We start from the raw sequence: 16,696 nt of genomic DNA, 5'->3' as shown, positions 1-16,696 counted from the left end.
TCGGGCCTTCGCCACAAATCTCGTTAAAAGGAGTATTTGAATGACTGAACCGTTACGCATTTTTATTGGCTGGGACTCCCGCGAACCGATCGCCTATGAAGTCGCCAGGGCCTCGGCGCTGAAACATTCTTCCATTCCGCTGGAGATCGTACCGATCAAGTTGCAGGATCTGGTCGATCAGGGCGTCTATACGCGTGACATCGACCCGCTGGCCTCCACGGAATTCACCTATTCGCGGTTCTTCACGCCCTGGCTTGCCGGCTACAAGGGCTGGGCGCTGTTTTGCGATTGCGACTTCCTGTTTCTCGGCGATATTGCCGGGCTGCAGGCCTATAACGACCCGTCGAAGGCGGTTTACTGCGTGCAGCACGACTATCAGCCGAAAGACAGCGTCAAGATGGATGGCAAGGTGCAGACCACCTATCCGCGCAAGAACTGGTCGTCCTGCATGTTGTTCAATTGCGGGCATCCTTCGACGCAGCAGCTGACGCCGGAACTGGTCAACCGCGAAACAGGCGCTTTTCTGCATCGCATGCAATGGGCTGCCGATGATGAAATCGGCGCCTTGCCGACCGAGTATAACTGGCTTGAAGGCTGGAACGAAAAGCCCGAACACGGCCTGCCGAAAGTCGTGCATTACACCAGCGGCGGTCCCTGGTTCAAAGACTGGCAGAATGTCGATTATGCCGATCTGTGGCGCGCCGAAGCCGACCTTGTGGAACCGGGCTGGAAGCCGGTCTGATCGCCGCTCCTTTCCGGCAAAAATCCTGAAGCTTTTTCATCGGCTCCACGCTACATAGAGACCATGAACGAAACGCGTCATGACTCTCCAGCGCAAAGCGGATCGCAAAAGCCCGCCACGCAACAAAAACCAGACGGCCCGAAAAGGGCCGTGAAGGCCTTCATCATCCATCTGAAGCGGGCGAGCGATCGCCAGCCGCAGGTGGCGCAGCTCATCGAAAGCCTGCCCATGCGGGCCGAGGTGATAGACGCCATTGACGGGCGTGTGCTTGATGGAGAAACGATCCAGCGCGTTTATCGCCGCTCGGTGCACAAGCCCCACTACCCCTTCCCCCTCAGCACCAACGAGATTGCCTGCTTTCTGTCGCATCGCAAGGCATGGCAGGCCATCGTCGATCAGAAGATCGACGCCGGTTTTGTGCTGGAAGATGACGTGGAGCTGACGCCGGAATTTGCCGCCGCTTTTCAGGCCGCGTTGCAGCTTGTCGACCATGACAGCTTCATCCGCTTTCCTTTCCGCGAGCGGGAAACAGGCCGCGAAGTGCTGAATATCGATGGCGTGCGCGTGATCCTGCCCGTACCGGTCGGCCTCGGCATGGTCGCCCAGCTTGTCGGGCGCGACGCGGCGAGACGGCTGCTGGCCGCGACCGAAACTTTCGACCGGCCGGTCGACACCACGGCGCAGATGAACTGGGTGACGGGACTGAAGCCGCTTTCCGTCCTGCCCGGCGGCGTGCGCGAGGTGTCGGTGCGTCTGGGCGGCAGCACCATCCAGAAATCCCGATCCCTGCCCGATAAGCTGAAGCGGGAAATCCTGCGACCGCTTTATCGCTGGAAGATCAAAAATCGTTCTCGCAAGAGTTAGCAATTCCATTCAGGAAAAAACTGATTTAATTATTTATTTTTAAAGATTTAGCGACAAAACAATATTTCGCGCGACCGACTGAACATACAAGATCGAGGATTATCGTGTCCGTCCCAATTCTTCTTTATCACCAGATCGATGTTCCGCCCCGGCACAAGGCGCCTTTTCGCAGCATGACCGTGCATCCCGACCGTTTTGGCAACCAGATGGCCTGGCTCAAGCGCCTCGGCTATCAGGGATTGTCGCTGAAGGATGCGCTGCCCTATATCTATGGTGGCAAAGAGGGGAAAGTCGCGGTCATCACCTTCGATGATGGGTTTGACAATGTCTTCCGCAATGCTCTGCCTATCTTGCAGGAACATGGCTTTACCGCCACGAATTATTTCGTCGCGAACCAGATCGGTGGCTTCAATCTCTGGGATCAGAAAATCGGCGTGGCGCGGGCCGATTGCATGGGCGTCGCCGAAATGCGGGAATGGGCGGCCCTCGGTCACGAAGTCGGGTCACATACGCTCGATCACATCAATCTGAGCACCGCAAACGATACGGATGCTGAAGTGCAGATCCGGCAGTCTCGCGAAAAGATCGAGGACTTGCTTGGTCAGGAAGTCATATCATTCGCCTATCCCTATGGCGGCGAGACTGCGAGAACACGCGAGATCGTCGCGCAGGCCGGGTATAAATACGCCACCACCACGGAAAAGCGCCGCGCAAAAGCCACCGACGACCCGTTCGGCATTCCGCGCCTGACGATCCGGCGTAACGATATATGGCTGCAATTCCTGCGGAAGATCGCCCTGTCCTGAGCCGAAACATAACCGGTTTCAGCTTGCCTTGGCCCGCTCCATGCGGGGCGGCTTCGTCAGGTTTTGCAAATCCACCATGAAGCCGCGTTCGACCAGACATTCCGGTCCCGTATAGTGAACCGAGCCGGAATAGACCAGCGACAGGTCGTCGGAAAACCGCTCGTTGCCGACGATGGCCTTGTAGTGTTCCGAGCCGCCTGCATGGCCGCCCTCTTTCGCGATCCGTTGAAACTCCTCGACCGAGCGCGACGAAAAACGATAGTGCAAAAGCGCCCCGGTGACCGGCAGATAATTGCGGAAGCAAGGGCCCGGCCCGTGAATGCTGCCGCGGCGATAATCGGTCTTGCGGTCCACCCAGATCAGCGGAAACTTGGACAGGCGCATGCTGCGCCCGAACAGGCGCTGCCGCGGCCCACCGCGCACGGCAACGCCGAAACGCTCCTGCTTGACCGTATAGCCGTCGCCGTCGAAATGCGACGACACTTCGAAAGGATATTTCGTTCCGTCATCGACAAAAACGCCATCGCGCAAAAGACCGGCTGGATACATGTCGATCATCGGCGCGAGGCAACGCCGGATACCATGTGCTTCCAGTTCCCCGATGAAATCGCGCAAGCTGCGCTGTTCCATACGCGGGAAGACGAAGAACTCGTCGGCATCCACCGAGAGATACCAGCGGCGGCGACCGTAAATATTGAACAGCGCATCGCGCCAGGCGCGCCCGCGATCCGCCTCAGCATAGCGCACGTCGGAAACGAACAGATCGACATCGGCGGCATTGGCGAGAATTTCGGCCGTGCCGTCATCCGACTTGTCGTCCACGACGATGAAACGCGTGACGCCCAGCGCACGATAATAGCGCAGGAACGAATTCAGATAGGCGCCAGCATTGCGCACCACGCAAATCAGCGGCAGATCATTCGGCAGCAGGGCCGCGAAACTTCCAGCCGAGGCGATCAAATTGGCCTTGCCGCGCTTTTTGGGCACCGACAGCCGCGCATGACGCCAGCGCAGCTTGAACCGCTGGGCCGACGAGGCGCGCCAATAGGCGGCCCAATCCGTTTCTTTTGACGCTGGATAGTGCATTGGCGGCAAAACCGACTTCATACGGGGGATGTCTTTCAGGAAGCGCTAATAAACACTATATCGCTATTCATTCCAGGCAATTCCATGTCAGCAAGAATCACGCTGTGTGATGCGACGATACGAATGCGTGAATGAACGTCTCAGCCATTTTGCCCTTCTGGCTGCATTTGCTTGATCCTGATCAATGCTGCTTCAATAAAACGTGGCAAATTGCCCGCGACCACGCCATGGACCTTAACGGCCAAAAGCGCTAGTTAAGGCAAAGACAAGCGCATCGGCCTAAAAATCGGGAGCGATTTTTCGGAAACACGGTGCGTCGAATCAAATAGTTAGAGCGAGTTTTGTGCGCCCTGAAGGACGCGCTGCCCTCTAAGGAGCGCATGATGGATTATCGCCGGTTTTTCGAAGACGCGATTGATCAGTTGCACGCAGAGAAGCGTTACCGCGTTTTCGCCGACCTGGAACGCATCGTCGGACGTTTCCCCCGCGCGATCTGGCGGAACAATGGCACGGCCCGTGAAATCACCGTTTGGTGTTCCAATGATTATCTCGGCATGGGACACCATCCCGATGTGATCAAGGCCATGTGCGACACCGCAAGCAATGCCGGTTCCGGCGCAGGCGGCACGCGCAACATTTCCGGCAACAACCATCCGCTGGTCGAGCTGGAAGCCGAACTGGCCGACCTGCACGGCAAGGAGGCCGGTCTCGTCTTCACCTCCGGCTTCATTTCCAACGAAGCCTCGATTTCGACCATTGCGCGCCTGCTGCCGAACTGCCTGATCCTGTCCGACGAGCTGAACCATGCCTCGATGATCGAAGGCGTGCGCCGCTCGGGCGCGGAGAAGAAGATTTTCCGTCATAACGACGTCGAGCATCTGGAACAGCTTTTGAAGGCCGCCGATCCGGCGCGCGCAAAGCTGATCGTGTTTGAATCCGTCTATTCGATGGATGGCGATATTGCACCGATCGAGAAGATCGCCGATCTGGCCGACAAGTATAACGCCATGACCTATATTGATGAAGTTCATGCGGTTGGCATGTACGGCAAGCGCGGCGGCGGCATCACCGACCGTGATGGTCTGGCGCACCGCATCGACATCATCGAAGGCACGCTCGCCAAGGCTTTCGGCGCGCTGGGCGGCTATATCACCGGCTCACGCGCCATTATCGATGCCGTGCGTTCCTATGCGCCGGGCTTCATCTTCACGACCGCGCTTCCGCCATCGGTGGCAGCGGCTGCAACGGCTTCGATCCGCCATCTCAAAACCTCGCAGATCGAACGCGACGGCCAGCAGCGTCAAGCGCAGCAGGCCAAGGATGTGCTGTCGGCAGCGGGCCTGCCGGTCATGCCGTCGGACACGCATATCGTGCCCGTGCTGGTCGGCGATCCGGAACTGTGCAAGAAGGCCAGCGACCGGCTGCTCGATGTCCACGGCATCTATATCCAGCCGATCAACTATCCGACTGTGCCGCGCGGCACCGAACGCCTGCGCATCACGCCGTCGCCGCTGCATGACGATGCGCTGATCGACGGGCTGAAAGATGCTCTGCTGGAAGTCTGGAACACGCTTGGCATTCCCTTTGCCGAAACCGATGCCCCGCAGACAGCCAGTTCCGACCGCGTCGTGCCGCTGATGGTGTCCAAGGCGGGCGGATAAGATTCTCGTATACAGCTGAATGAAGAAGGCCGGTTTTCACCGGCCTTTGTTTTAGATTAAAGTCGCTCAATCCATTTCACGAGGCGGGCTGCGGCCTCATCAATCTGATGCGGGGCGCGACCGAAACAAAGGCGGAAGAACGCCTCGCCGCCTTGCCCAAAGGCGCTGCCCGGTGCAAGGCCCACATTGGCCCGGTCGATAATATCGATGGCCGCCTTGACCGAATCCGTCACGCCTTCAACGCCGAAGAACAGATAGAACGCGCCTTCCGGCGGGGCCAGGCGCACCTTGCCGGTTGCCTGCAAGGTCGAGCAAAGCCTGTCGCGGGTGGCGCGGGCACGCTCCACCTGCATGGCGATAAAGGGTTCACCCTGATCGAGCGCGGCCACCGCGCCGCGCTGCATGAATGGCGCCACGCCGGAGTTCGAATACTGGATCATGTTTTCGATCACCGGACCGACGGATGGATGCACCGTCATCCAGCCCACGCGCCAGCCGGTCATCGCCCAGTTCTTGGAGAAGGAATTGACGAAGATGATGCGGTCGTCGGGCTCCATGATTTCCATAAAAGACGGGGCGTGACCGCCGCCATAATAGAAATGCGTATAGATCTCGTCGGCGATGATCCAGAGCCCGTGCTTGCGCGCCAGATCAAGGATGTAACGCAGCGTCTCACGGTCGGCGGTCCATCCGGTCGGGTTGGACGGCGTGTTGATGAACAGCGCGCGGGTGCGGGGCGTGATGGCGGCGGCGACCTTCTCCGGGTCGAGCACCCAGCCATTCGCGCCGAATTCCAGTTCCACCGCGACGGGCACCGCACCTGCAAGACCAGCCGCGCCGACGAAATTCGGCCAGGCCGGCGACAGATAGATCGCTTCCTCGCCCGCACCGACCGTCGCCGTCAGCGCCATTTCGATGGCGTGCATGCCCGAGCCGGTGACGTAGAAATTCTCAGGCTTCAAGGCCAGCGGGAAATGACGCGCATGGTAACGGGCCAGCGCCTCGCGCAGTTCGGGAATACCGGCCTGCCATGTATAGAAGGTCTCGCCGTCGGTAATGCTTTTCTGCGCCGCATCGCGGATGAAATCCGGCGTCGGCAGATCGCCTTCGCCCACCCATAACGGAATGAGCCCTTCGCGGCCCCTGCCATGATTGGCAACGGCGACAATGCCGCTTTCTGGCGCTTGCGCTGCTTCACGGCGGAGACTGGCTAAAAGTGTCATGATGATCCTGCGCTACTTGCTCTATGTCTATCGGCCTTAGCAAGACGCGAGCACAAAATCACTCGGCATTTTGTGATGATCCGATCATCGGTATTGATGAATGCCAAAACAAAAACGGAGCCCTTGCAGGCTCCGTCTTGTAACGCAAAGAAAAAATCCCGATCAGGCCTTCTTGGCAAGAAGATCGCGGATTTCGGTCAGCAGCACTTCCTCGCGCGGAGCTTCCGGCTCAGGCTTTGCTTCTTCCTTCTTCTTCATGCGGTTCATGCCCTTGACGACAAGGAACAGCACCCAGGCGATAATCAGGAAATTGATCAGCAGGGTCACGAAGTTACCGTAAGCAACGGTTGCACCGGCTTCACGGGCGGCGGCAAGCGTGGACTTCGGCTCGCCGGCAAGCTGGATGAACATGTTCGAGAAATCGATACCGCCGGTGATCAGACCGATGATCGGCATGATGATATCGTTGACGATGGAATTGACGAGGCCACCGAAGGCGCCGCCGATAATCACACCGATGGCCAGATCGACCATATTGCCCTTGAGAGCGAATTCCCTGAATTCTTTCAACATTCGTCAGTCTCCCTCACGATTGCATTCCACATAACCGGGCCGTCGTTGCTGCGGTGCGTTCGTCAATTAATATGGCGTCAGATCGCTCCGACGGTGAACGATAGGACCGCTCCTGACAGGGGGAGGCTCGAAGAACGGTTCTATCAAACTGTATTTCGCTTAGTTTGTATTCGAAAAACTTCAAAGAAAAGATAAACGCGGATATCGACGGGTAAAACATCCGCTTTTTCATCAATATTCTTGCACGCAGGACATGAAAGTGCTTGCGTCAGACAGACTTGGATAAACTGAAGAGGAATAAAGCCGCCTATGCAAGGCTGGGGAATCATCGGCGCTGCCTTCCTGTACCTGCTGCTGCTTTTTGCTGTTGCCAGTATCGGCGACCGCAGAGCCTCACGCTGGAACAGTGCGCCGCGTCCCTATGTCTATGCGCTGAGCCTTGCGGTCTATTGTACGTCCTGGACCTTCTTCGGCTCTGTCGGCCTGTCCGCACAGCGCGGGCTGGAATTTCTCGGAATCTATATCGGGCCGATCCTGGTGTTCACGCTCGGCAACCGGCTACTGCGCCATATCGTGCGGCTGGCCAAGGCGGAGCGCATCACCTCCATCGCCGATTTTCTGGCGGCGCGGTATGGCAAAAGTTTTGGCGTGGCATCTCTCGCCACCTGTATCGCCGCCGTAGGGTCGATCCCCTATATCGCCTTGCAGCTGAAAGCAGTTGCGGGCAGCGTCGGGCTGGTGATGGACCATTATGGCCGCGCCGTCGCGCCGCCTGCCTTCATCTTCGGCGATATTTCGCTGGCGGTTGCCGCTGTGCTCGCCGTCTTCGCGATCCTGTTTGGCACGCGCCACACCGATGCGACCGAACACCAGAACGGGTTGATCCTCGCCATTGCGGTGGAATCCGTCATCAAACTTTGCGCATTTCTCACCGTGGGGCTCGCCTGCACGTTCTTCCTGTTCGGCTCGCCCTCGCAGCTCATCGACCAGATTTCCCAGTCCACCGATGCGCTGAAAGCCTTCCACTACCAGACCTCCATCGGCACCTGGATCATACAAACCGCCTTGAGTGCTGCGGCCATCATCATGCTGCCGCGCCAGTTCCACGTTACGGTCGTCGAAAGCCGCAGCGAAAAGGAATTGCGCACCGCATCCTGGCTGTTCCCGGTCTATTTGGTGCTGATCAATATCTTCGTGTTTCCGATTGCCCTGATCGGCGTGATGACGCTTGGCACCACGGTCAGTGGCGATCTTTACGTGCTGGCGCTGCCGCTTGCCGCCGAAGCGCACTGGATGGCGCTCATCGCCTTCCTTGGCGGTCTGTCCGCTGCAACGGCGATGGTGATCGTCGCCTGCGTGGCGCTGTCGATCATGATTTCCAACCATCTCGTGCTGCCGCTTTTCATCCGCAGCATGGCCAAGCGTCACCCGGCTGAACAGCCCGACCTGACAAAGGTCATTCTCAATACAAGGCGTGTGACGATCATCGCCATTCTGGCGCTCGCCTTCGCCTATTATCGCTTCACGTCCAACAATATTCACCTTGCCTCTATCGGCTTCGTATCGTTTGCGGCGATTGCGCAATTCGTTCCGGCCTTTATCGGCGGTTTGTTCTGGCGCAATGCCAATGGGCGCGGCGCAATGATGGGGCTGTCGGCGGGCTTTCTCGTATGGGCCTATACGCTGTTGCTGCCCACCATGGCGCCGGAAGATGCCGCCATTTTGCGCGACGGCTTTCTGGGTTTCACCGCGTTGCGCCCGGAAGCGCTGTTTGGCACCGATGCGCTGCCGCTGACCAATGGCGTGATCTGGAGCCTCACCGCCAACACGCTGTTCTATATTCTGGGTTCGCTCTCGCGCGCCTCGACGCCGCTGGAGCGCATTCAGGCCAGCATCTTCCTGCCGCGCTATTTCATCGCGACGCCGACGCTCCGACGGTTCCGCACCACCGTCACCGTGGCGGAACTGAAAGCCACCATGGCGCGCTATCTCGGCTCCGAACGTGTCGAGCGCGCCTTCCTGCGGTTCGAAGGGCATGAACAGCGCAGGCTCGATCCGGGCATGACCGTTGACACGCCCCTGATCCGCCATGCCGAACAATTGCTTGGCACGGCGGTTGGCACCGCTTCGGCACGGCTCGTTCTGTCGCTGCTTCTGCAACGCAACGATGCTTCAGGGCGTGATGCGCGCCAGCTTCTCGATGACGCTTCCGCCGCCCTGCAACAAAATCGCGACCTGTTGCAGATCGCGCTCGACCAGATGGAACAGGGCATTACGGTTTTCGACAAGGATTTTCGGCTGGCCTTCTGGAACCGCCAGTTCCGCACCCTGCTCAACCTGCCTGACGAGGTGATGCAGGTCGGTATCCCGGTCTCGGAAATCGTCGAGCATCTGATCCGCCGCGAAGACATCGCCTTCAATGCGCGCAACAGCATCATCCATTCGCTGACGGCCAGCCGCAAGCCCGCGCGCCTGAAGATGAAATCGACGGCCAAGACGCTGGAAATCCAGTCCAATCCGATGCCGGATGGCGGTATCGTCGCGACCTATACCGACATCACCGCCGCCGTCGAAGCCGATCTGATGCGCCAGAAGGCCGCCGAAATGCTGGAACAGCGCGTGGCCGACCGCACGGCGGAACTGACCCATGTGAACAAGGAACTGGCGCGGGCGCAGGCCGCTGCCGAAGAGGCCAATCTCGGCAAGACGCGCTTTCTCGCCGCCGCGGGCCACGACATTCTGCAACCGCTCAACGCCGCGCGCCTCTATTCCACCGCGCTGTCGGAGAAACTTGGGCGTTCGGAAACCAGCGAATTTGCCCGCAACATCGATTCCTCGCTGGAGGCGGTGGAAGCCATTCTGGGCATGGTGCTGGATATTTCGCGCCTCGACACAGGCGCGCTGAAACCGGAAGTCTCGGTGTTCCGGCTGGACAGGTTGCTGAGCCAGATCGCCACGGATTTCACGCCGCTGGCGCGCAAGAAGGCGCTGAAACTGCGCGTGGTGCCGTCGAGCATCGTGGTGAAAACCGACCGCAACATGCTGCGCCGCCTGATCCAGAATCTCGTTTCCAATTCGATCAAATATAGCCGCAGCGGCGGCATGCTGCTTGGCGTCCGGCGGCGGGGCGCTTTTGTCGAATTGCAGGTGCTGGACACCGGCATCGGCATTGCGCAGCACAAGCTGAAGCTCGTCTTCCGCGAATTCACCCGCCTTGATGAAGGTATGCGCGAGGCGGAAGGGCTGGGACTTGGCCTGTCCATCGTCGACCGCATCGCCCGGCTGCTGGAATTTCCGCTGTCGGTGCGCTCGGTGCAGGGCAAGGGCACAACATTCACCCTGCGCATTCCGGTTTCAAACGAGCCGGTGCCGGTAGAGGAAACCAGAAGCCGTCGTGGCCATGCGCGCGCGCTGGAACTGACAGGCCTCGATGTGCTGTGCATCGACAATGATGCCGACATTCTGTCCGGCATGGAAACGCTTCTTTCGGGCTGGGGCTGCAACGTGACCACGCTGCGCAACGGCGCGGCGCTGAAAGCCTTTTGCGCCAATCGCAGCACCGCGCCGGATGTCATCGTCGCCGATTATCATTTGATCCATGAAAACGGCATCGACATGATCGGCTTCACGCGGGAGCATTTCGAGACGGAAATACCCGCCATCTTGCTGACCGCCGACCGTTCCAAGGAAGTGCGCCAGCGCGCCGAGGATGAAAACATCACCTTGTTGAACAAGCCGCTTCGCCCGGCGGCGTTGCGCTCATTGCTGTCGCATTTTTATCATGCGCGACAGGACGGCAGCCCGTCACAGACGGCTGCGCAATAATCATATCATGTGCTGATAACGTCACTGCCGATGCGCGACAGCAAGATGACAGCCTGAGTGCGGCTATCGACGCCAAGCTTCTGCAACACGGCCGAGACATGCGCCTTGACGGTCGCTTCCGACACGCTCAGCTCATACGCGATCTGCTTGTTGAGAAGACCCTCGGCGAGCATGGTCAGCACGCGGGTCTGCTGCGGTGTGAGCGTGCGCAGGCGCGCAATCAGCCCCTCGATTTCCGGATCCTTCGGGTGATCGAGATCGATGCCTTCCGGCGTCCAGATATCGCCTGCAAGCACGGCGCGAACCGCCTCGCCGATGGTTTCCATGCTGGCAGATTTGGAGATGAAGCCCGATGCGCCAAGCTCCACCGCATGATGGATGGTGGCGGCGTCATCCGTGGCCGATACGATCACCACCGGCAAAGCCGGTTGGAGCGCCTTCAGCGCAACCAGCCCTGACAGGCCTGCACCACCGGGCATGGTCAGATCGAGCAGCAGAAGGTCGATATCGTCGCGTTCGGCAACCAGTTTCCTGACGGCATCGAAATCGCCAACTTCGACAATCTCGACGTTTTCGGATTGTCCCGACAGAACCTGTCTCAATGCGCCGCGAAAAAGCGGGTGATCGTCAGCGATGATAAAGTGCATGTGCCTCGCGCGCCAATTTCAAGTGGTTCCTCCCCGTGCGGTGCATCCAATGCTACCAAACAAGTTTTTATGCCTATTTTTATGCGGAGCAACCAAAAATCACGTTGCTAACGTGTTTTCGCATTTCTCATTGCCGCCATCTGGCCGCATTCTGTGGTAGGGTTGCGCCGGAAATTGAAACACAGGCCCCGCCAGGCACGTGAAGCAGAGGGTGGGAACCAGAAGGCCTTTCATGACGCGCAATATGCTTTATCCCGAGATTGAACCCTTCAAGGAAGAGATGCTGCAGGTGTCCCCGCTGCATCGCATCCATGTCGAGCAGTGCGGCAACCCGGACGGCAAGCCGGTGATCATGATTCATGGCGGCCCCGGCGGTGGCATCACGCCAGCCATGCGTCGCCTGCACGATCCGGAGCGTTATCGCATCATCCTGTTCGACCAGCGCGGTTGCGGTCGGTCCACGCCGCACGCCGAATTGCGTGAAAACACCACCTGGGATCTGGTCGCCGATATGGAGCATATCCGCGCCCATCTCGGCATCGACAAATGGCAGATTTTCGGTGGCTCCTGGGGTTCGACGCTCGGCCTCGCTTATGCTGAAACGCACCCGGAACGCGTGTCGGAAATGGTGCTGCGTGGCATCTTCATGCTGCGCCGGTTCGAAATCGACTGGACATATACCAACGGTGCCAGCATCATTTTTCCAGATCACTTCGAAGCCTTTCAGGAGCATATTCCCGAAGCCGAGCGCGGCGATATGATTGCCGCCTATTACAAGCGCCTGACGGACCGCGATCCGAAAGTTCAGCTGGAAGCCGCCCGTCGCTGGGCGCGCTGGGAAGGCTCAATCATTTCGCTTCTGCCGGACCCATCCCGCGTTGATGCCTTCGGAGCGGATGAATATGCAATCGCCTTTGCGCGCATCGAGTGCCACTATTTCCAGAATCGCGGCTTCCTCGATTCCGACGACCAGCTTTTGCGCAATGTCGAACGCATCCGGCATATTCCGGGCGTCATCGTGCATGGCCGCTACGACATCTGCACGCCCTTCATCAATGCATGGCAGCTGAAGAAGCTGTGGCCGGAAGCCGACCTCAAGATCGTCGAGGATAGCGGCCACGCCGTGACCGAGCCGGGCATCGTTCATGAGCTGATCGAAGCGACCAAGCGCTACGCGGCGTAACGACAGAAACAGAAAAGGCGCCATTTGGCGCCTTTTTTATTATCCATGAGCGATCACGTCCGTCCGCCGGGCGGTGTTGGTGTCGTCTCGGCGGGCTTTTCCGGCTCGCTGTCGAAGCTCTTGGCAATGTCCATGAAGCGGCGCATGAAGCGTTCCATATAGCTCATGGATTGTTCGAACTCCTGTTCGCTCGGCAGGCCCGAAGCGGTATTGCCGCCGCCCTTCTGATCGATGGCCGCCAGCCGGTCTTCCAGCACCTTCACGCGGCCCTGCAAATCCGCCAGATCATTCTCATAAGCCTCGCGGTCTTCCGTGGCCATCTTGCAGATCATCTGGCCCTGCGACTGTTCGGTGCAAACCGAAATCGCGCCGGTCTTGCTATCAAGGCGCACATAGCCGGTTTCAGTCTGTTCCAGACGATAGCGGCCATTTTCCTGCGCCACCGCCCCGGATGCAGCCAGAACCGGTGCGACCAGAGCCACCGCCGCCAGACCGCGCATGACGGGACGTGCGGCGAAAAAGGTGTTTTTGTTCGACATAATCCGATCTCCCTTTGGCTTCCTGTCATCATATGGGAGCTTTGCGACGAAAATCGAACATCACGGTCTTTGATTTTCTGACAATTTCGGTCTAGAGGACAGCCATGACCAAGATCATCTACAAGATCGCCCCGCGCGAACTCTGGGAGCAAGCGGAAAAGGCGGGAAGCTTTTCCGGCGCACCGGTTGATATTGCCGATGGCTATATCCATTTCTCTACTGCAACACAGGTGCGCGAAACCGCTGCGAAGCATTTCGCGAACCAGAACAACTTGGTTCTTGTGAGCGTGGACGCGACCCGTCTTGGTGAAGACCTTAAATATGAGGCCTCGCGCGGTGGTGCGCTTTTCCCTCATCTCTATGCGGACCTGCCGCTTGATGCGGTCGTGGCTGTCGAGCCCTTGCTGCTCGACGACAATGGACTTCATATTTTCCCGGAGCTGAAAGACGAATGAGCGGACTTTTTGAAACTCTCGGCCGACGCGCCCTCTTCTCTTTCGACGCAGAACAGGCGCATGGCCTGTCCATTGCCGGGCTGAAAACCGGCCTCGTAAGCTGCAGCGCACCGAGCGACCCCGCTTTGTCGGTCAAGGTTGCGGGATTGCAGTTTCCCAATCCGCTCGGCATGGCCGCTGGCTATGACAAGAATGCCGAAGTGCCGGATGCGCTTTTGAAGCTCGGCTTCGGCTTCACCGAAATCGGCACCATCACGCCGCGCTCGCAAAGCGGCAATCCGCGTCCGCGCATTTTCCGTATTGTGGATGACAGGGCCGTCATCAATCGCCTTGGCTTCAATAATGAAGGCCACGAGGCGGCTTTCAAGCGCCTGTCGCAGCGCGCAGGCAAGAGCGGCATTGTCGGCGTCAATATCGGTGCCAACAAGGATGCGGAAGATCGCATCGCCGATTACGTGGCGGGCATTCGCCGCTTCTACCAGCTGGCGCGCTATTTCACCGTCAATATTTCCTCGCCCAACACGCCGGGCCTGCGCAATCTCCAGGCGCGCGACAGTCTGCGCGAGCTTTTGAGCCGTGTGCTGGAAGCGCGCAACGAGGAAGGCAGCATGTGCACGCTGAAGCGTCCGGTGTTCCTCAAGATCGCGCCTGATCTGGCCGATGAGGAACTGGACGACATTGCCGCCGAGGCCACCGAGCAGAAACTGGACGGCATCATCGTTTCCAATACCACCCTGTCGCGTACCGGGCTGAAAAGTGCTGAAAACCGCGACGAAACCGGCGGGCTTTCCGGCGCACCGCTGTTCGAACGGTCCACCGTGGTTCTTGCCCGCATGCGCGAGCGTGTGGGGCCTGACATGCCGCTGATCGGCGTTGGTGGTATCGATAGCGCCGAAACCGCCCTGACCAAGATCAAGGCTGGGGCTGATCTGGTACAGCTTTATACGGGCCTCATCTATCGCGGCCCCGGTCTGCCAAGCGACATTCTGCGCGGGCTTTCGGCAGCGGTTAAACGCGAAGGCGTTGCCAATATTGCCGAACTGCGCGACCGCGACACAAAAGACTGGGCAGCGCGTCCGTTGCCTGCGTGATTATTTCGTGAATTCCAGCCGATAGCGGCGTGGCAGCATCGCCAGAAGCGTGATGCCACGTATCGACAGAAACAGATTAAGCGCCAGCCAAAGCCCGTGATTGCCCATCGCGGGCTTTGCCGCGTAAAGCACGGCCATAAAGAAGGCCAGCGACAGGAACATCATGTTGCGCATGTCGCGCGACCATGTAGCCCCGATATAGACACCGTCCATATGAAAGGCGAGCAGCCCGGTGATACCGGTGAGTGCTGCCCATGGCAGATATTTGAGCGCCTCGGCGTGCACATCCTCAGCCTTGGACAAGAGGCTGATGATTGGATCTCCGAAAACCAAAAGCGCGAAGGCGATGATGCTGGCCATCACCAGACCCCACACAAAGGTGAGCTTAGTGCCGCGCACAAAGGCCGGGCTGTAGCGCGCACCGATCGACCGCCCGACGATCTGTTCAGCGGCGGCGGCCATGCCGTCGAGGAAAAAGCCCGCCACGAGGAAGAAATTCATCAGCACGGCATTGGCTGCGAGCGTCACCGGCCCGAGATCGGAACCCGCACGTGTGAAGAAGGCGAAAGCGGTCAGAAGCAGGAAGGAACGGATCATGATATCGCGATTGACCGCGAACATGCGCAGAATGCCTTCCTTCTGGAAAATGCGCTGGCGGCTCGGGCGCTTGGTCGCGTCCTTGCGGAAATGCCGGACCACCAGAAAGAGGCCGACAATCGCCGCGACGGTTTCGCCGGTGACCGTGGCCCAGGCAACGCCTGTCACGCCCCAGCCGAGTTCCAGACCGAGGATAATGCAGAGCACGATATTGATGCCGTTGAGCAGAACCTGAAGGCCGAGGCCAAGCAGGCCCTGTCCGCGTCCGAGAACCAGCCCCAGCACCGAATAATTGATGAGCGCCACCGGCGCGGCCAGCATACGGATCGACACATAGGTCGCCATGGCCTCCTGTGTCGCGCTTGTCGGATGCATGAAGCTGGAGGCCGCGGCCAGAATGAGCGGCAGGCAGAGGATCATCAAGCCGCCCGCGATCACCGCAATAATGATGGCGCGCCAGAAGATTGCCTGTTCTTCGACGGCATCTTCAGCACCCATGGCCTGCGCCACCAGACCAGTAGTGCCGGAGCGCAGGAAATTGAACATGGACAGCAGGAAATCGAACACCAGCGCGCCGATGGCCAGCCCGCCGATCAGTTCGGCCTTGCCCATCTGCCCGACCACGCCCATATCGACGAGCCCCAGCAGCGGCGTCGTGATGGCGGCAAGCGTCATGGGAATGGCGATCAGCATGACCATGCGATGCGTCACATCGAACGGCCTCGTAACGCTTCCAACGCGCTGCGACTGATCCATAACCACTATCCCCGAATTCACACCTGTAATTCGAGAACGTCTACTCTGGAATCGCTCGAAACTACAGAGAATTCGGCCCATAGATTGTCGCAGCCCCTGACAGCTTTATGTCAGGAGTTCTAGAGATCAGAGGCCCAGCATCATTGCCCAATAGATGCGATTGGGTTTGTTTTCCGGCGTGGCCCAGGCCAGGCCATAATGGCTGAAGGTGGGATCGAGCATGTTTTTGCGATGGCCGGGCGACTTCATCCAGGCGTCGAACACGGCTTCGGTATTGGGCTGGCCGGAGGCGACATTTTCAGCCGCAGGACCGCGAATGCCCGCCTGACGCAACCGCGCGACAAAACCATTGCCCCAGCCGACGCTGTGGCCGATCTTGCCATAGCTTGCCATGCGCTTCGCCTGAAAAAGCGCGGCCTGTTCCAGCTTGGAATCGGTCGCCATGAGCGAGAGGCCGTTTGCCTTGCGGATGGTGTTGAACAGCGCGGTGGGATCACCCGCGCTCACCACATTCGTCGCTGCATCCGCTGCGCCGAACGGCAAGACGGAGAGCGAAACCGCGCCCCCGGCGAGAACCAGAAAGCCGCGCCGGGAAAGCATAAATCCTTGTTTTTGCTGCATCGTCCGAATGTATAACCCTGCTTCCAA

Annotated in this window: 15 protein-coding genes; 8 read left to right on the top strand and 7 right to left on the bottom strand. The window is 59.0% G+C overall.

Annotated elements, in window-relative coordinates; all coding sequences use genetic code 11:
- Positions 1-40: 40 nt before the first annotated feature.
- The 3 genes from HWD97_RS11745 (at position 41) to HWD97_RS11735 (ending at position 2,412) form a co-directional block, all read left to right on the top strand.
- A complete protein-coding gene (locus HWD97_RS11745; RefSeq protein WP_121537262.1) occupies positions 41-742 on the top strand; it encodes a glycosyltransferase in 702 nt (233 codons plus the stop codon).
- Positions 743-805: 63 nt separating this feature from the next.
- The gene (locus tag HWD97_RS11740) at positions 806-1,606 is read left to right on the top strand and encodes a glycosyltransferase family 25 protein (protein ID WP_121537260.1); all 801 of its coding nucleotides are present in this window, start codon (positions 806-808) and stop codon (positions 1,604-1,606) included.
- A 104-nt stretch (positions 1,607-1,710) separates the two neighbouring features.
- Positions 1,711-2,412 carry a polysaccharide deacetylase family protein gene (locus HWD97_RS11735; RefSeq protein WP_109368361.1) on the top strand — a complete coding sequence of 234 codons (702 nt, stop codon included), beginning with the start codon at positions 1,711-1,713 and terminating at the stop codon, positions 2,410-2,412.
- 18 nt (positions 2,413-2,430) lie between these two features.
- Here HWD97_RS11735 and HWD97_RS11730 read toward each other — a convergent pair whose 3' ends face one another.
- Positions 2,431-3,519, bottom strand: a complete 1,089-nt coding sequence (locus HWD97_RS11730; RefSeq protein ID WP_121537258.1) for a glycosyltransferase family 2 protein — start codon at positions 3,517-3,519, stop codon at positions 2,431-2,433.
- 362 nt (positions 3,520-3,881) lie between these two features.
- Between HWD97_RS11730 and hemA the strand changes: the two genes are divergently transcribed.
- Positions 3,882-5,159 (top strand): 5-aminolevulinate synthase, encoded by a 1,278-nt coding sequence (hemA, locus tag HWD97_RS11725; protein WP_140024543.1) that lies wholly within the window; start codon positions 3,882-3,884, stop codon positions 5,157-5,159.
- Between the two features lie 56 nt (positions 5,160-5,215).
- Here the strand turns inward: hemA and HWD97_RS11720 are convergent, their stop codons facing one another.
- Positions 5,216-6,382: a pyridoxal phosphate-dependent aminotransferase gene (locus HWD97_RS11720; RefSeq protein WP_121537254.1), complete on the bottom strand. Its 1,167-nt coding sequence runs from the start codon at positions 6,380-6,382 to the stop codon at positions 5,216-5,218.
- 162 nt (positions 6,383-6,544) lie between these two features.
- Positions 6,545-6,955 carry a large conductance mechanosensitive channel protein MscL gene (mscL, locus tag HWD97_RS11715; RefSeq protein ID WP_109368357.1) on the bottom strand — a complete coding sequence of 137 codons (411 nt, stop codon included), beginning with the start codon at positions 6,953-6,955 and terminating at the stop codon, positions 6,545-6,547.
- 309 nt (positions 6,956-7,264) lie between these two features.
- Here mscL and HWD97_RS11710 point away from each other — a divergent pair, with 309 nt between their 5' ends.
- Positions 7,265-10,780, top strand: coding sequence for a PAS domain-containing hybrid sensor histidine kinase/response regulator (locus HWD97_RS11710; protein WP_121537252.1), 3,516 nt, complete (start codon positions 7,265-7,267; stop codon positions 10,778-10,780).
- Positions 10,781-10,785: 5 nt separating this feature from the next.
- Here HWD97_RS11710 and HWD97_RS11705 read toward each other — a convergent pair whose 3' ends face one another.
- Positions 10,786-11,427 (bottom strand): response regulator transcription factor, encoded by a 642-nt coding sequence (locus HWD97_RS11705; protein WP_109368355.1) that lies wholly within the window; start codon positions 11,425-11,427, stop codon positions 10,786-10,788.
- 232 nt (positions 11,428-11,659) lie between these two features.
- Between HWD97_RS11705 and pip the strand changes: the two genes are divergently transcribed.
- On the top strand, positions 11,660-12,610 hold the full coding sequence (gene pip, locus HWD97_RS11700; RefSeq protein ID WP_109368354.1) for a prolyl aminopeptidase: 951 nt from the start codon (positions 11,660-11,662) through the stop codon (positions 12,608-12,610).
- A gap of 53 nt (positions 12,611-12,663) precedes the next feature.
- On the opposite strand, the gene HWD97_RS11695 is transcribed toward pip, so the two are convergent.
- Positions 12,664-13,149, bottom strand: coding sequence for a hypothetical protein (locus tag HWD97_RS11695; RefSeq protein ID WP_109368353.1), 486 nt, complete (start codon positions 13,147-13,149; stop codon positions 12,664-12,666).
- A 104-nt stretch (positions 13,150-13,253) separates the two neighbouring features.
- Here HWD97_RS11695 and HWD97_RS11690 point away from each other — a divergent pair, with 104 nt between their 5' ends.
- A complete protein-coding gene (locus HWD97_RS11690; protein WP_121537250.1) occupies positions 13,254-13,604 on the top strand; it encodes a DUF952 domain-containing protein in 351 nt (116 codons plus the stop codon).
- On the top strand, positions 13,601-14,695 hold the full coding sequence (locus tag HWD97_RS11685; RefSeq protein ID WP_371835037.1) for a quinone-dependent dihydroorotate dehydrogenase: 1,095 nt from the start codon (positions 13,601-13,603) through the stop codon (positions 14,693-14,695). Before HWD97_RS11690 ends, HWD97_RS11685 begins: the two co-directional genes overlap by 4 nt.
- Here HWD97_RS11685 and HWD97_RS11680 read toward each other — a convergent pair whose 3' ends face one another.
- Together HWD97_RS11680 and HWD97_RS11675 are read right to left on the bottom strand one after the other, a co-directional pair.
- Positions 14,696-16,048 (bottom strand): MATE family efflux transporter, encoded by a 1,353-nt coding sequence (locus HWD97_RS11680; RefSeq protein ID WP_121537246.1) that lies wholly within the window; start codon positions 16,046-16,048, stop codon positions 14,696-14,698.
- 126 nt (positions 16,049-16,174) lie between these two features.
- Entirely contained in the window at positions 16,175-16,669 is a 495-nt protein-coding gene (locus tag HWD97_RS11675) for a CAP domain-containing protein (protein WP_109368349.1), read from the bottom strand.
- Positions 16,670-16,696 lie beyond the last annotated feature (27 nt).

It is taken from the genome of Ochrobactrum sp. C6C9, assembly GCF_022627935.1.
GTDB lineage: Bacteria > Pseudomonadota > Alphaproteobacteria > Rhizobiales > Rhizobiaceae > Brucella > Brucella teleogrylli.
This window is presented reverse-complemented; position numbering and strand designations above follow the sequence as displayed.

Coding starts and splice junctions, on each gene's coding strand:
- HWD97_RS11695 (WP_109368353.1), bottom strand. CDS start 13,149: ATGTCGAACAAAAACACCTTTTTCGCCGCACGTCCCGTCATGCGCGGT.
- HWD97_RS11745 (WP_121537262.1), top strand. CDS start 41: ATGACTGAACCGTTACGCATTTTTATTGGCTGGGACTCCCGCGAACCG.
- HWD97_RS11740 (WP_121537260.1), top strand. CDS start 806: ATGAACGAAACGCGTCATGACTCTCCAGCGCAAAGCGGATCGCAAAAG.
- HWD97_RS11705 (WP_109368355.1), bottom strand. CDS start 11,427: ATGCACTTTATCATCGCTGACGATCACCCGCTTTTTCGCGGCGCATTG.
- HWD97_RS11690 (WP_121537250.1), top strand. CDS start 13,254: ATGACCAAGATCATCTACAAGATCGCCCCGCGCGAACTCTGGGAGCAA.
- HWD97_RS11685 (WP_371835037.1), top strand. CDS start 13,601: ATGAGCGGACTTTTTGAAACTCTCGGCCGACGCGCCCTCTTCTCTTTC.
- pip (WP_109368354.1), top strand. CDS start 11,660: ATGACGCGCAATATGCTTTATCCCGAGATTGAACCCTTCAAGGAAGAG.
- hemA (WP_140024543.1), top strand. CDS start 3,882: ATGGATTATCGCCGGTTTTTCGAAGACGCGATTGATCAGTTGCACGCA.
- mscL (WP_109368357.1), bottom strand. CDS start 6,955: ATGTTGAAAGAATTCAGGGAATTCGCTCTCAAGGGCAATATGGTCGAT.
- HWD97_RS11710 (WP_121537252.1), top strand. CDS start 7,265: ATGCAAGGCTGGGGAATCATCGGCGCTGCCTTCCTGTACCTGCTGCTG.
- HWD97_RS11675 (WP_109368349.1), bottom strand. CDS start 16,669: ATGCAGCAAAAACAAGGATTTATGCTTTCCCGGCGCGGCTTTCTGGTT.
- HWD97_RS11680 (WP_121537246.1), bottom strand. CDS start 16,048: ATGGATCAGTCGCAGCGCGTTGGAAGCGTTACGAGGCCGTTCGATGTG.
- HWD97_RS11730 (WP_121537258.1), bottom strand. CDS start 3,519: ATGAAGTCGGTTTTGCCGCCAATGCACTATCCAGCGTCAAAAGAAACG.
- HWD97_RS11720 (WP_121537254.1), bottom strand. CDS start 6,382: ATGACACTTTTAGCCAGTCTCCGCCGTGAAGCAGCGCAAGCGCCAGAA.